Annotated in this window: 10 protein-coding genes; 3 read left to right on the top strand and 7 right to left on the bottom strand. The window is 58.8% G+C overall.

Annotated elements, in window-relative coordinates:
- Nucleotides 1-41: 41 nt before the first annotated feature.
- From parE to ACJO5Y_RS16695, 7 genes are all read right to left on the bottom strand, one after another.
- A complete protein-coding gene (parE, locus tag ACJO5Y_RS16725; RefSeq protein ID WP_406988809.1) occupies nucleotides 42-1,937 on the bottom strand; it encodes a DNA topoisomerase IV subunit B in 1,896 nt (631 codons plus the stop codon).
- Nucleotides 1,938-2,081: 144 nt separating this feature from the next.
- Nucleotides 2,082-2,576 carry a protease complex subunit PrcB family protein gene (locus ACJO5Y_RS16720; RefSeq protein ID WP_406988808.1) on the bottom strand — a complete coding sequence of 165 codons (495 nt, stop codon included), beginning with the start codon at nucleotides 2,574-2,576 and terminating at the stop codon, nucleotides 2,082-2,084.
- Nucleotides 2,573-5,227, bottom strand: a complete 2,655-nt coding sequence (locus tag ACJO5Y_RS16715) for a S8 family peptidase (RefSeq protein ID WP_406988837.1) — start codon at nucleotides 5,225-5,227, stop codon at nucleotides 2,573-2,575. Before ACJO5Y_RS16715 ends, ACJO5Y_RS16720 begins: the two co-directional genes overlap by 4 nt.
- Before the next feature lie 177 nt (nucleotides 5,228-5,404).
- Nucleotides 5,405-7,456 carry a TRAP transporter large permease subunit gene (locus ACJO5Y_RS16710; RefSeq protein ID WP_406988806.1) on the bottom strand — a complete coding sequence of 684 codons (2,052 nt, stop codon included), beginning with the start codon at nucleotides 7,454-7,456 and terminating at the stop codon, nucleotides 5,405-5,407.
- 26 nt (nucleotides 7,457-7,482) lie between these two features.
- Entirely contained in the window at nucleotides 7,483-8,493 is a 1,011-nt protein-coding gene (locus ACJO5Y_RS16705; RefSeq protein ID WP_406988804.1) for a putative solute-binding protein, read from the bottom strand.
- Between the two features lie 63 nt (nucleotides 8,494-8,556).
- Entirely contained in the window at nucleotides 8,557-9,618 is a 1,062-nt protein-coding gene (locus ACJO5Y_RS16700) for a hypothetical protein (RefSeq protein ID WP_406988803.1), read from the bottom strand.
- A gap of 321 nt (nucleotides 9,619-9,939) precedes the next feature.
- Complete coding sequence (locus ACJO5Y_RS16695) at nucleotides 9,940-10,554, bottom strand: TetR/AcrR family transcriptional regulator (protein ID WP_406988802.1); 615 nt, start codon at nucleotides 10,552-10,554, stop codon at nucleotides 9,940-9,942.
- Nucleotides 10,555-10,705: 151 nt separating this feature from the next.
- Here ACJO5Y_RS16695 and ACJO5Y_RS16690 point away from each other — a divergent pair, with 151 nt between their 5' ends.
- From ACJO5Y_RS16690 to ACJO5Y_RS16680, 3 genes are read left to right on the top strand one after another with little or no spacing between them, the layout of a single operon-like run.
- Entirely contained in the window at nucleotides 10,706-12,514 is a 1,809-nt protein-coding gene (locus ACJO5Y_RS16690; RefSeq protein WP_406988801.1) for an acyclic terpene utilization AtuA family protein, read from the top strand.
- The gene (locus ACJO5Y_RS16685) at nucleotides 12,511-13,377 is read left to right on the top strand and encodes an SDR family oxidoreductase (protein WP_406988800.1); all 867 of its coding nucleotides are present in this window, start codon (nucleotides 12,511-12,513) and stop codon (nucleotides 13,375-13,377) included. Before ACJO5Y_RS16690 ends, ACJO5Y_RS16685 begins: the two co-directional genes overlap by 4 nt.
- 10 nt (nucleotides 13,378-13,387) lie before the next feature.
- A complete protein-coding gene (locus tag ACJO5Y_RS16680) occupies nucleotides 13,388-15,004 on the top strand; it encodes an acyl-CoA carboxylase subunit beta (protein ID WP_406988798.1) in 1,617 nt (538 codons plus the stop codon).
- Nucleotides 15,005-15,243: the final 239 nt, after the last annotated feature.

The raw sequence follows: 15,243 nt of genomic DNA, 5'->3' as shown, positions 1-15,243 counted from the left end.
AGAAAGAATAAAGGATGCTGTTTAAAGCACTATTAGAAATATCAGACCGCAATGTCCGCCATGTTGCCGTAGGTTTCCAGCCAGGAACGCCTGTCCGACGCGCGCTTCTTGCCCAGCAGCATATCCATGCGGGAGTCGGTATCGTCACCCTCTTCAATGGTGAGCATCACCAGACGGCGAGTGTCCGGCGCCATGGTGGTTTCCCTGAGCTGGAGCGGGTTCATCTCACCCAGCCCCTTGAAGCGGGTGACCGAGATTTTGCCACGACGGTTCTCCGCCGCCAGCCGGTCGAGGATGCCCTGCTTCTCGTGCTCGTCCAGGGCATAGAAAGTCTCCTTGCCCAGATCCACCCGGTACAGCGGAGGCATGGCCACAAACACGTGCCCCGCGGTTACCAGCGGGCGGAAGTGTTTGACGAACAGGGCGCACAGCAAGGTCGCGATATGCAGCCCGTCGGAATCCGCGTCGGCAAGGATGCAGATCTTGTTGTACCGCAGGCCCGCCAGGTCATCGGAACTGGGGTCCACGCCGATAGCCACGGCAATGTCATGGACTTCCTGGGACGCCAGAATTTCCCCCGAATCCACTTCCCAGGTATTGAGGATTTTACCCCGCAGCGGCATCACCGCCTGGAATTCCCGGTCACGGGCCTGCTTGGCGGAACCACCGGCGGAATCACCCTCAACCAGGAACAGCTCGGACCGGTTGGTATCACTGCCGGAGCAATCCGCGAGCTTGCCCGGCAAGGCCGGACCCGAAGTCACTTTTTTACGGGCAACCTTTTTCGAAGCCCGCAGGCGACGCTGGGCGTTATTGATAAACAGCTCGGCGAGGATCTCAGCCACATCGGTATGCTGGTTCAGCCACAGGCTGAAAGCATCCTTGACCACCCCGGAAATGAACGCCGCCGCTTCCCGGGAAGACAGGCGCTCCTTGGTCTGCCCGGAGAATTGCGGCTCCTGCATCTTGAATGACAACACATAGGCGCAACGCTCCCAGATATCCTCCGGAGACAGTTTGACGCCACGGGGCAGCATATTGCGGAACTCACAGAACTCCCGCATGGCTTCCAGCAGGCCGGTGCGCAGCCCATTAACATGGGTACCACCCTGAGCCGTCGGAATCAGATTCACGTAGCTTTCCATCACGGCTTCGCCACCTTCCGGCAACCACTGGATCGCCCAATCCACGGCTTCCTTGTTACCGGAAAAACTGCCGGTAAACGGCTCCAGCGGAACCGCTTCGATGTCCGCAAGGGCGGTGCGCAGATAGTCCCGCAGCCCTTCCTCATAACACCATTCGTCTTTCTCGCCGGTCTTTTCCTGTACGAACGTCACCGTCAGACCCGGGCACAACACCGCCTTGGCCCTGAGGTTATGACGCAGGCGACTGACCGAGAAGTTGGGGCTGTCGAAATAGCTGGAATCCGGAGTGAACTTGAGGCGCGTGCCGGTGTTGCGCTTGCCGACAGTATCAATGACTTCCAGCTCGGAGGCCTTGTCACCGTTGGCAAAGCTCATACGGTGTAATTGACCGCCACGTTTGATCGTCACTTCCAGGTGGGTAGAGAGGGCATTCACCACGGACACCCCTACCCCATGCAAACCACCGGAAAAGTTGTAATTGCCCTGGGAAAACTTGCCGCCAGCATGCAGCCGCGTGAGGATCAGCTCAACCCCCGACAACCCCTCTTCCTTGTGGAGATCCACCGGCATGCCACGACCGTCATCCTCGACGCTCAGGGAGCCATCGGCGTACAGCACCACATCGATCCGTCGGGCATGGCCGGCCAGCGCCTCGTCCACACTGTTGTCGATCACTTCCTGCGCCAGATGGTTAGGACGACTGGTGTCGGTGTACATTCCCGGGCGCTTGCGGACGGGATCCAGACCACTCAGGACTTCAATAGCGTCGGCGTTATACTGTTGCTGGCTCATAGGCAGGAAGAGACTCCGCGGATTTGTTATCAAACTGGCCCATAGCTTAGGGATTCACGGAGAAAGATCAACGGTTGTTTTGTGCCCCGATGACAAACCGGGCACAGGCATACTCCGGGCAGCATCGTCAGGGGAGACGGGGAACTAACGTTTGCGGGTCAACGTTTCCATTCCCGTGCCAGACACCTGCAACCGGTCCCAGGCATTCGGGGTGACGGCGATAACCGCACAAGGCGTTGTCAGTGCCTGGGTCACCATGGCTCCAGCGGAAGGCTGCCGGACGTTAACCGCGAGTTCCAGGACACCATCGTTGATGGTAGACGAATCAAGGGTAACCCCGTAACCGCCCGTCGGTTTCTGCCCCAATCCAACCAGCACCAGATGCTCGCGCTCAAAGTCCACATTGGCCAGGGCATCCAGCGCCAGATTCTGGGCAGGCAAACGGGATAACCGCTCAAGCTGGTCGTCTCGTTCCACATAGACGACCCCGGGCGCGGTCAATCCGCAATGGTCGGACTGGGTCACCTGTCGAGCCAGGGGCGCCCCTTCTGATGTTTCAGAACGGCTGACAGTAGCGGCACACCCCGCAAACAGCAGGACGCTTACCACGAAACCAACTCTGGCATAACGTAACTTCAACGATCTGTCTCCACCTGGCGTACGGGCTCGTCCTGGTTACCCGATTCTGCTTTCAGGCGGTATCCCTCAAACCCGTACCTGGGCATGCCCATGGCAGCAATGGTGGGGCGCCTGAAACTGGTGTTCAGTGTGACACCGGATAAGGGCTCACCGCCAATGACAATTTTTTCAGGCAGGCCGTTGACCGGGTATTCAGCGCATGCCTCGCCGTTTTCGCAGATCAACCCGTTGTTGTCCATGTCGGTGCCCGCCACCAGGAAGTACTCACCGGGCGCCACCTCGTCGAATGCAAACCGGTACCGGCCTTCCGCAGCGTTAACGACCGTCTGCGCAATGGTTTCCCGGTCGTCATCGGTGCTGACAAGCAGGACATAGTGGCGCCCTGCGTCCAGATCATCCGGGGAACCGCCAAACTGCAGGGTGACCGGGATGGCCAGGGGACTTGCCGTGGGCTCGTCAGGACTGTCATAGGCAATGGTGATCTCAGCCCGATAGGTCTCAGACTCATTCAGTCCAGCAGTATCGACGGTAACACGAACAGATGCCGAGGTATCTACCTGCCCGGTTGCGAGACTGACACTCTCTATCCATGAAGAGTCATCCGAAACACTTGTCACGTTTACACTTGCAGTTGACGGGTATTTTGCCAGTGAGAACTCCTGTTGATTGACCACCCCATTAAACTGCAACACTGAAGGAGAGGCTGCCAGTATAGTGGTGGTTGTGCCGTCTTGCGCGGCATCCATCGCCTTTAGGGCGTCGATCATACCGGCCCCGTATTCCGTGCGGTTGGGAGGCTCACTGGTGAGCTGGCCGGTCGCCAGCCAGTTAAAAAAGTCGTCCGGTGTCATGCTGGGGCGAACAGATTTCATCAAGGCATAGACACCTGAAACGTGCGGAGCGGCCATAGAGGTACCCTGAAGGCCCGCGTATCGGGGCACAAAGATGCCTCCGTCGTCACTTCCCCACGTACTGATAATGAGGTCTGCAACTTCATCCTGATTGGCATCGCGGCTTGCATCCCCGCCCGGTGCTACCAGATCAACGGAAGGGCCGATGTTGGAATAGGACGATCGCACGCCTGCCCCATCCACAGCCCCGACGCCCACAACGTTGGCAAACGCCGCTGGGTAGGTGGCTTCATCTGTCCCCTGATTGCCCGCCGCCGCTACCACCAGCTTGCCGGTACCGTTATTCCAGGCCCGGTCAATGGCATCCTCGAGACTCTGGCTTGGGCCAAGGCCCCCAAGGCTCAGGTTGATGACGTCAATCTCATCACGGCCAGCCGCCCAGTTAATGGCGGCGATCAGATCGGCGGAATTTCCGACGCCCCCTTCACCCAGCACCCTCACCGGCAGGATGTCGGAGTTCGGGGCCACGCCAATCCCTCCACTCTCGTTGTCGGCACCACCGGCAACACCGGCCACATGGGTGCCATGAAAGTTGCTGCTCTGGGACTTGCCATCGCCGGGGTCGGCGGGATTGGTGTCGCGACCAACCGGGTCGCCAAACCGGCTATCGATATCCAGCTCCGAGGACACATAGTCCATGATCTGGCCTGGCAAGGTGAGCACGTTGGCCGAAAGATCGGGATGCCAGGCTCCGGTTGCGGCTGGCGTGTTGCGGAACAAGCCAGTGTCCATTACCGCGATACCGACACCCGCCCCGCCGTCCGGAGCAACCTGCCACGCCAATGGCAGGTTAATCAGCGGGTAGTTCCATTGGCGCGAATACAGCGGATCATCACCCGGCTGGATCTGTTGCGCCCGGTACAGGTAATTCGGCTCCGCTGTCGCCACATCGGGACGTCGTCGAAGTGCCTGAATCCATGTAACAGTGTCCTCCCTCAATTGCTCGGAAGACTGCCCCGAGAATGCAGATACCGGAGTGCCACTATTGCGGCGAACCCGCCAGGAATTGCCTCTCAGGCTATGGGCCTGACTGACCGACATTGCCCGGACCACCGATCCGGCATCAGCCTGGGACATTGACGATGGCTTAAAGGTTACAATAGCCTCGTCCAGTAGAAAATCCGGTTCGGTATAGCGGGTGTTCATGACGCTCGTCGCACCTTCGCTGGCCAGCGTCAGCACATAGCGGAAGGGATCTCCTCCGGATGTGCTCACTTCCAGGAAATAAGTGCCTTCTTCGAATTCAGCGCCAAGAACATTGGATTGCCCGATGAGCAGGTCGGTCTCCGAAGTTTGATCGGCGCTGATCACTTTCAACGACGGTTGAGGAGACTGTGGTCCGAAAGGGAAAAAGCTTTCCGGCGACTCAAAAATCTGAATACTGATCCGGTCTCCGGGAGCCAGCTTGGCTGAGTACACATCAACTGGCTCCTGAAAATACTCGAAAACATCCTGTGTCCCGGTGTCATAGCGCCCGGATGAAGCACTGAGATAACCACCTGCGACTGCCGTGCCGGGAAGTGCCTGAGCGTCGTTCAGGGAATCATTACTCCCATTCAAACCGAGGCGGATGTCGTCCGCAGTATCCAGGTCAGTCCTTGTGCGACTTTCCATGGCAATCACCCCGGACAAATCCGGCACCGGCCCATCGGAGGAACCGCCACCGCCACCACCGCCGCATCCGGACAGCAGCACTGCAAAGGCTGCCACCCCTCCTGTACACCACCCCCGCTTTACCATCTGCACCCACCGGACTCCTGTCATTAATACGTGTTTCGTCTTAAAGCATACAACACAGTATTGCCCATTATCTGACGATTTCTGTTGCCATTACGTTCCCGAACGATACCCGGATGCAAAAAAACCGCCAGCAGGTTACCCCACCGGCGGTTTCTGGCGTGTTACCCGGCCTTCGTTCTACAGAGCGTAGAACAACATCGGGATGAAGGCTGTAACCAGCAACGTCGGCACCATTACCGCCAGGGGCAGCAACAGGCGCTCGTAACGGTGCCAGAAAGAACCGGTACGCTCCGCAGCCAACACTTCAGTTTCACCGACCACCTGACGGGTCAGCAGATGGTTCAGCGCTACCGGCGGGCTGAGGTAACCCAGCTCGAATGCCACCAGGCAGACAATCCAGAAATGCAGAGGATCAATACCCAACTGAATGGCTGGCTGAGCAATGGTTGCCGACACCAGGACGACCGCGCCGAATGGGTCCATCACCATACCAATGACGGTAAGCATGATCACAATCACCAGCATGGCTATCCACGGACTTGTGAGGTCTTCCGGGAACAGGGCGTGAACAATGTCAGACCGCTCCAGAATCCCCCCCAGGCAAATAGAGAAACCAATCAGCGCCAACAGCGCACCGATATGAACCGCTGCATCACTGGCCGCTGCGGTGCTGCGGCTCCAGAACGCCTGGGATCGACTTTCTCCATCATTCCGGCTGTCCTTGCCGGCGTCCAGATAGACCAGAGCCAGGATCACCAGCGGCATGATCATCGGGGCACTGTACTCGTTAAAGCCCAGTCCCAGAATAATCCAGATGGCCAGAATCACACTGACAGCGACGGCTGCATACGGGACCAGAGGCCGAAGTTCCATCAGCGCTTCACGGAAGGCGCCCGGCGCAGGGCGTGGTTTCCAGTTGCCCTGGGTCTTACACACAATGATGGAGAACAGCGTGGCTGACATCATGAACACCCAGAAGCCCCAGCCATACATCTCGGTCGTTGTGACTTCCTTGTTCAGGGCAGCGACCACAACAATCAGCAGACAAGGATTCAACACCACACCCAGGCTTCCTGACATGGCAGTCGTTGCCAGAGACAACTGACGACCGGCGCCGGCGCGTCGCAGTTCATCGTAGACCACACCACCGACAGCGAGGATGAAGATACCGGACGCCCCGGTGAACGCTGTGGGGAATGCCGTGGCAAAGATCATCACAGACGCCAGCATGGGCGCAGGCAGATGGAACGGTTTGATGATGTTCAGCAACAGTTCCGGTATGCGCGTCTGCTTCAGAGCCATACCGACCAACACGTACAGACCGATGTTGATGAACATGGACGACAGGTTGGTCATCATCCCGAAGTAGATGGCAAGACCCGAAGAATACCCGTCCACGAAGAAGAAGTAGCTCATGGCGATCAGGCCCATCGCGCAATAGAGCGGCAGCACCAGACCAGAGGACGCACTCAGGTTACCCGCCTTCATTCGCTCCGGAATATTGATAAAGCGTGTCAGGTTGATCACCATGAACAGCCCGAATACAGCAGCCCAGGCATGCTGAAGCACGATGTTATCTTCCGATCCAGGCGAGCCCTCCAGCTTCCCGACGTACGAAAGCAGGGAGAAAACCATCATTCCGTTAACGGCCAGCTGTACACCCTGACTCAATCGCCATTCCGCCCGGTTGCGAGGCAACCTTAATGCAATGTGATCGGCATCCAGCGCGGAAATCGCGGCGGCCATCGCAAACATTGCAATAAACAGAAACTTGGTCAGCTCAATATTATCCAGCAGGAACGAGGCGAACCCCTGCTCCACGGTCTTGAACACCGACAGGGCGGCCGTGGCGTGCTTCTGGTTCTCCTGGAACATGAGGTACTTCTGTTCGCAAAGCGCAAGGTTTCGCTCCAGGGACTGCCGGATCGAGTCCTCGTTCGGCGGAGAGCTGAACAGATCATCCGGGTCGGGCTCGTAGGCATCAAGTCGCTTCTGCACCTCTGCCTCTACATCCATCAGCAGGTTGCAGCTGGGCTCGGTCGCGTCCGGATTAAGCAGATAGTAGTTCGGCCAGGTCTGTTCCCCCACCCAGAGCATTCTGGAGTGGAGGGAATTCCCCATGCCGAGAAGAAGTGTGAAGATCAGGAGCAGCAAGAGTATTACCCCGTGCATACGATGCACGGGGTAAAGGGTCTTGGCACCTGCTGTCGAAAGCGCTTGCCAGTTCATGAAGGATCAGCCTTGATGTTATCTTATTATTCGCGATCGCTTGCGGTGCATTCGGACGCAGACGGGTTGCTGGAGCAGCGAATCTTGCTGAGCAGGCCCATCATCTTGGGATGGTAAACCTTTTCTGCACCTTCGGTACCATCACGAAGCTGAAGGCGGTTTTCGCGGAACATCTCCTGATAACCCTGAATGTCGTTGTCCGGGATGCGAATCCATTTCTCCTCGGGGATGGCTTCTTCCTGGCTGCGAATCAGATCCATGGCCTGACCATACATGCCCCAGGCCACTTCCCGGGACTTCTGGGCGGTTTCGTCGTCCAGAATGCCTTCACGGGCAATCACCTGGATGGTGAGCTGGGCCAGCGGGTAATCGACAATACCGCCGTCTTCCCCGATGCCCTTGTACAGTTCCAGGGCCTCGTAGGCGAAGGCGGGTGCATATGCGGTATCAACAGAACCGTTGTTGAACTTGCCCGCGAAGTTGGTGATATCGGAGGGAACTACCGTGGCTTTTACGTGGTTAACCATGTGAATGGCGTCTTTCTGGTAATCCAGGGTCGCCATGCGCTTACCGGCTAACTCGCCCGCAGTATCGATACTGCGATCATTCACGAACAGGTAACCGGCACCGGCGGGCACAATGCCCAGCACTTCATAACCGTTGCTTTCCATCAGTGAAGCGGCCTTCGGCTGGGCCAGGGTTGCCAATGTGGTCTTCAAGTCACCGTAAGTCGGGATGGCGCCAACAGCACTGATGCTGCCAGTGAACCTGTTGAATGGGCGGGTACGGAGATCCGTGGCCGCAACCGCATCACACTGGCCGGAGTTGAAGTCACCTACCGCGACGCCCTCATCGGTGTAGGGGCGCAGTTCAAAATCCACACCGTGGGCTTTCATCTCAAGGGCGTAATCCTTGACCATGTTGAACATGTCACCGTTGGCGCCGATGACATCAAACACGCACATCTTGATAGGTTCGGCTGAAGCAAACGGTGCAGCAGCAACGAGTGACAAGGCAGCAAGGGATTTGCGGATCATAACTGACCTCCGGGTCATTCTTGTGTTTGTAAGGGTTTTCGTTGGCAGAGGTTGGATGCCTGCTTACAGCAGGTCATCCAGGTCCATGGTTTCAGTTTCTTCTTCACTCTCCGGGCTCATTTTCCCGAAATGGCGACGCGGTGTGCGGTAACCGTACTCTGCTGTCCAGTGTTTGTCGGAAGAGAACTGGATAACGTCGCGGGCGACTTCATCCAACAACCGATAATCATCCCGGACAACGATGGTGTTATCCGCTTCTGCAAACCTTGCGATCAGGTCTTCCAGAACTTCCGGCTTACCAAAGGTTTCCGCTGCCACCGCTTCCAGTGCCATTGAAACGCGGAAGCCGGCCTGAACGGAAAGCTCGGAACTGTTCTCCAGAACTTGCCAGGGATCCGGGGACAGCGCCGGGCGGGTATCCGGCAGCAGCAGCCATACCAGGCTACGGATAGCATTCGGCAAACCGCCCCACTTCTCGTTATCAAGACAGGTCGCAGCGCGTTCAGCCTGTGGCGCTATATTACGGGGCACACCCGCCATGGCGCCGGAGTTGGCGTCATTGACAATCGCCTGCAGACCGGTCAGAAGTCCGACCATGAATGTCAGTTCGTCCTGCTCTTCAAACAGGAACGGACACTCCAGCTCTTCCGCAGCGGGATCAAAATCATAGGCGGCCATGGCACGCTGGAACGCGATGTAACGGCGCTTTGCGGTTTCCGCGTTCAGGCGTTTCGCCCGCTCACGAGCATCCTTCGCCGCAGGCACATTGCCGGCGTAATCCTCACGCAGATATTCCAGCTCGGCTTCCCATGCCTGGTATTCCGAACAGTTACCCGCCAACAGCATCAACAGGGAACCGGTACTGTCCGGTGCAGACGTGACCCGGGAAAACGAATACAGCAAGGGATCAATGCCTTCACCCAGGGCGCAGGCCATTTCCGGGTCAGACATCTGCAGTACGTAAGGAGTTGCTTCTCCTTCCGAGTAACTGGAGAGCACCACGCCTGTGGTGGAATAGATCGGGTTCGCCGAGCAGCCGGCCAGGAAGGCCAGAGCGGCCAGAACCATCAGCTTGTTGCGCATGGCGACCATGCGCCCAAGGGTTTTAACCAGTGAAGAGATCATAATTCGCCCTGTGTTCTACGTTGTTTTTATAAGTCCCGGGTGACTCGTTACCACCCCGTGTATCTTCATCGATATGAAGAATGCGGTGAATCTTGTCAGACAAAAATGGCTCGAATGCCGATTTGGTTATGCCGATCAGGCCAATGGCCCGCAGTGAAAGAAAGAATATGAAATTATTTAGATAAAAAACAAGGAGTTCAGAAAACACCCTGTTCGAGTACATTTGTACCAACGACGGAAGTTCTGCTGAAAGTTCTACAGAAAGCGCCACAGAAAATTCGGTAGCGGGTTCTGCAGAGAGCTCCGACGAGCGGTTCGTTGTTATTCCGCCAACCCCATCATCGCAACGACCTGATCGGTCAATCCATCCAGGCTCATGCCGCCATCCGGCCGATACCAGGTCACCGTCCAGCTTAGCGCGCCGGTCAGCATCCGGCGCACCACAAACGGATCGGCCTTCAATTGCCCCTCACCGTTCATCGCCCCAAGCACATCGAGCCATAACTGTTCATAGATATCCCGGAGCTCCAGCACCTCCGCCTGGGCCCCTTCGGAGAGGCTGCGCCACTCAAACACCAGTACTGCCATGGCCTCGCCGGTCTGGCCGTTGATGGACTCCAGCTCGGCACGAACAAGGGCGCGAAGTTTGCCACGATGGGTTCTCTCTGCCTCCATGGCAGCCTGCATCAGCGCGGTATTGAGACGAATGGTTTCCACCATCACCGCTTTGAGAATGTCCTCTTTGGTGCGGAAATGATGAAACAGGCTGCCAGACTGGATACCAACCGCTGCCGCCAGGTCCCTCACGGTCGTGCGTTCATAGCCTTTGTCCCGAAACAGCCGGGCGGCCTCCCGCAAAAGCCGGCCGCGGGCACCCGCAGGATCGGAAACCAGGTTTTCAGCAATCAGGGAGCGGAGGATGGCGTCTTGGGTCACAGGCTTTTCCAGCTACAGAAACAATTTCGTCATTCTACCCGCAATTTTCCTGTTTACAAACCAAGCGCTTGCTTGGTATCGTCATTTTTATCATTGGAGAACCCCGTCGGGTCTCGCCACCCGGACGGCCACAAAGAACAAGGCAAACACCATGGCAGATTCCCCGAAAGCCGTTCGCATCGGCTGCTCCGCCGCCTTCTGGGGCGACACCGAGACTGCGGCGGCCCAACTGGTCCGAAAAGGCAACATCGATTACCTAGTGGCGGACTACCTGGCCGAAATCACCATGTCCATCATGGCCGGTCAGAAGATGAAAGATCCTTCCCAGGGCTATGCCCGGGACTTCGTCCAGACGGTCATGGCGCCACTTCTGGGTGATATCAAAGATAAAGGCATCCGGGTGCTGGCCAACGCCGGCGGCGTCAATCCCGTAGCCTGCCGCGATGCCCTGCAGGCGTTGTGCGAAAAAGCCGGCGTGGAACTGAAGATTGCGCTGGTGCTGGGCGATGACCTGCTGATGAAAAAGAAACAGCTGGCGGAGACCGGCATCACCGAAATGACCACCGGCCAGCCCATGCCGCCGATGATGGTCAGCCTCAACGCCTATCTGGGCGCACCCGGGTTGGTGGCGGCCCTGGAACAGGGTGCAGACATTGTGATCACTGGACGCGTGGCGGACAGCGCTCTGGTACTGGCACCGCTGGTGCACGAATTTGGCTGGAGCTGGAGCGACTACGACAAGCTCGCCCAGGGCAGCCTCGCCGGCCACCTGCTTGAATGCGGAGCCCAGTCCACTGGCGGCAACTTTACCGACTGGCAGGAAGTGGCCGACGGTTACGCCGACATGGGCTTCCCCATTGCCGAAGTCAGCGCCAATGGCGATTTCCTGATCACCAAACCTGAAGGTACCGGAGGCAAAGTCAGCCGGGGCACCGTGGCCGAGCAGCTGGTGTATGAAATTGGTGATCCCCGCGCCTACCTGCTGCCGGATGTGACCTGTGACTTTACCGGGGTGGAACTGACCGAGACCGGCACCGATCAGGTCACGGTACGCGGCGCCCGTGGGCTGCCGCCTACAGACAGCTACAAGGTATCGGGCACCTGGCCGGATGGCTTCAAATGCACGGTGACCTTCCTGCTCGCCGGCATTGACGCAAAAGCCAAGGCGCGGACTGTCGCCGATGCCATTCTGACCAAAACCTCCCGCATGTTCAGCGAACGCGATCTGCCGGATTACACCGAAACCAGCGTTGAATTGCTGGGTACGGAAGCAACCTATGGCGCCCACGGTCAACGGCAGGATTGCCGCGAAGTGGTAGTGAAAATCAGCACCGCCCACCCTAAAAAGGAAGCGCTGGTGCTGTTTTCCCGGGAGATTGCCCAGGCCGCCACCGGCATGGCCCCCGGCATCACCGGCATTGTCGGGGGGCGCCCGACGGTGTGGCCGAAGATCCGGCTGTATTCCTGCCTGGTGCCAAAATCCGAACTGACGGTGACGGTTGATCTGGCTGGCGACAACCACACGGTGAACGTCAGCACCGAAGGCGGCTTCGACCCGGCCCAGCTCACCGAATCATCCGCACTCCCTGATCTGCCGGACACCGACACCACTGTACCGCTGATCGACCTGGCCTGGGCCCGCAGCGGTGACAAAGGCGACCACAGCAACATCGGCGTGATTGCCCGCCACCCGGACTTCGTGCCCTTTATCGAAGCAGCGTTGACCGAATCCGCCGTGGCCGACTGGATGGCCCATACCCTGAATCCCGAAACCGGCAAGGTGACCCGCTGGGCCCTGCCCGGTTTCCATGCCTTCAACTTCCTGCTGGAACACAGCCTTGGCGGCGGTGGCGTCGCCAGCCTGCGAATTGATCCTCAAGGCAAGGCCTTCGCCCAGCAATTACTGGAATTCCCTGTGCCCGTTGCCCGGGCCGTTCTGGAAAAAGGACAACGCTCATGAGTTATCAATCCATCTTTCACCCGGACCTGTTCAAGGGCCAGACCTTTATCGTGACTGGCGGTGGCTCCGGCATCGGTCGCTGCACCGCCCATGAGCTGGCCGCCCTTGGCGCCCGCGTCGCGCTGGTAGGCCGTAAGGCCGAAAAGGTTGAAGCGGTGAAAGCCGAGATTACCGAGGACGGCGGGATCGCCACCGCCCACGTCTGCGACATCCGCGAGGAAGAGTCCGTTAAAGCCACGATGGCCGAGATTCTTGAGGAACACGGCGGACTCAATGGCGTGGTCAACAACGCCGGCGGCCAGTTCCCTTCCCCGCTTGCCGGCATTAACCAGAAAGGCTGGGAAACCGTGGTACGCACCAACCTCACCGGCGGCTTCCTGATGGCCCGCGAGGCTTACACCCAGGCGCTGTCCAAAACCGGGGGCGCCATCGTCAATATCGTTGCGGACATGTGGGGCGGCATGCCCGGTATGGGCCACTCCGGCGCTGCCCGTGCCGGCATGGTGAACTTCACCCAGACCGCCGCGGTGGAATGGGGAACTTCCGGGGTGCGTGTGAACGCTGTCGCCCCGGGCTGGATTGCCTCCAGCGGCATGGACAACTACCCGGAACACATGAAGCAGTGGATTCGCAGCCTGGGCGATAACGTGCCCCTGAAGCGCATGGGCACCGAGGCCGAAGTCAGCGCTGCCATCTGCTTCCTGCTGAGTCCCGGCGCGGCCTTTGTCAGCGGCGATTGCCTGCGCATCGACGGCGCTGCGTCCCAGGGCGGTCGGGTTTGGCCGTTCCCGAAAGCAAAGAACAACGAACCATTCAACGGCTTCCACCGGGCCACCACCCCCAAAGTGCTGGGCGAAGACTGAGGAGACAACAATGCAGGCCATTGAATCCACCGTCAGCCCGCAGTCGGACGACTTCCGTTCTAACAGCGAAGCCATGGAAGCCCACATCACCACCTTCCGGGATGTGGAACAAAAGGTTCTGGATCTGGCGGAAGCGGCTCGGGAAAAATTCACCAAACGGGGCAAACTGCTGCCCCGGGATCGCATCAATCGGTTACTGGACCGGGGCACGCCGTTTCTGGAACTGTGCTCCCTGGCCGGCTACAAGATGCACGATGACAAAGACGGCAGCCTGTCCGGCGGCGGCATCATTGCCGGCATCGGCACCGTCAGCGGCATTCGCTGCCTGGTCGTCGCCAGCAACAGCGCCATCAAGGGCGGCACCATCACCCCGGCCGGCCTGGACAAAACCCTGCGCCTGCAGCAAATCGCCATGGAGAACAAACTGCCGGTGGTGTCCCTGTCCGAAAGCGGCGGCGCCAACCTGAATTACGCCACCGACATTTTCGTGCTCGGCGCCCGCGGCTTCGCCAACCAGGCCCGCATGTCCGCCGCCGGCATTCCCCAGGTAACCGTGGTCCATGGCAACGCTACCGCCGGCGGCGCTTATCAGCCGGGCCTGTCTGATTACGTCATCGCCGTACGCGACCAGGCCAAGATGTTCCTCGCCGGCCCGCCGTTGCTGAAAGCCGCTACCGGTGAAGTGGCCACCGACGAAGAATTGGGCGGTGCGGAAATGCACGCCCAGGTAGCCGGCACCGCCGAATACCTGGCCGAAGACGACGCCGACGGCATCCGCCAGGCGAGAAACATCCTGGAAGCCCTGCCCTGGAACGAACAGTTGCCGCCGCAGCGAGAATGGCAGTGGGAAGACCCGCTATACCCGGCGGAAGAACTGCTGGGCGTAATCCCGGCGGACTCCAAGAAGCCCTATGACGTTCGCGAAATTCTGGCGCGCATTGCCGATGGCTCGAAGTTCATGGACTTCAAGAACGAATTCGACGACCAGACCGTCTGCGGCACCATCCGCATCGAAGGTCATTCCGTCGGCATCATCGGCAACAACGGCCCGATTACCCCGGCCGGTTCCGCCAAGGCGGCCCAATTTATCCAGCTCTGCGATCAGGCGGGCACGCCGTTGCTGTTCCTGCACAACACCACCGGTTTCATGGTGGGCACTCACTCGGAGCAGAACGGCATCATCAAACACGGCTCGAAAATGATTCAGGCGGTAGCCAATTGCCGGGTGCCCAAAATCGCCATTGTGATCGGCGGTTCCTATGGTGCCGGTAACTACGCCATGTGCGGTCGCGGTCTGGACCCGAGGTTTATCTTTGCCTGGCCCAACAGCCGCACAGCCGTCATGGGCCCGGCCCAGGCCGGCAAGGTGATGCGCATCGTGGCGGAGGACAAGCAGCGCCGGGGCGGCATGGAGCCGGATCCGAAGACGCTGGATTTTCTGGAGCAGGCCACGGCCAAGAAGCTGGAGGACGGCTCAACCGCCCTGTTCGGCACGGCCCGGTTGTGGGACGACGGCCTGATCGACCCGCGGGATACACGGCGGGTGGTGGCCCTGGTTCTGGATGTGTGCCGGGAGGCTGAGACAAGGCAGTTGCGGCCTAATACGTTTGGGGTGGCTCGGCTTTGATTGTGGTTTGAGCTTGGAGGAGCCCGCCTCGTGGATGTCTGGGTTTTGGGGGAGGAACCGGTTGGAAGTCCCTGTCCAAAAACCGCTACGAGCACATCCATGTGCGCTTCTCTCAGGCCATCCATGGCCTTCGAAATTTTTGGACAGGGACTTCCAACCGGTTCTTCAAGGCCAAACGTTTACGCTTTTAACGAGCATGATTTTCAGGAACGCGGGACGAAACTGAACAAAACGTAGGT

It is taken from the genome of Marinobacter alkalisoli (genome assembly GCF_045449855.1).
Classification (GTDB): domain Bacteria; phylum Pseudomonadota; class Gammaproteobacteria; order Pseudomonadales; family Oleiphilaceae; genus Marinobacter.
Note: the sequence above shows the minus strand (reverse complement) of the source record. Positions and strands in the feature narration are given on the sequence as shown.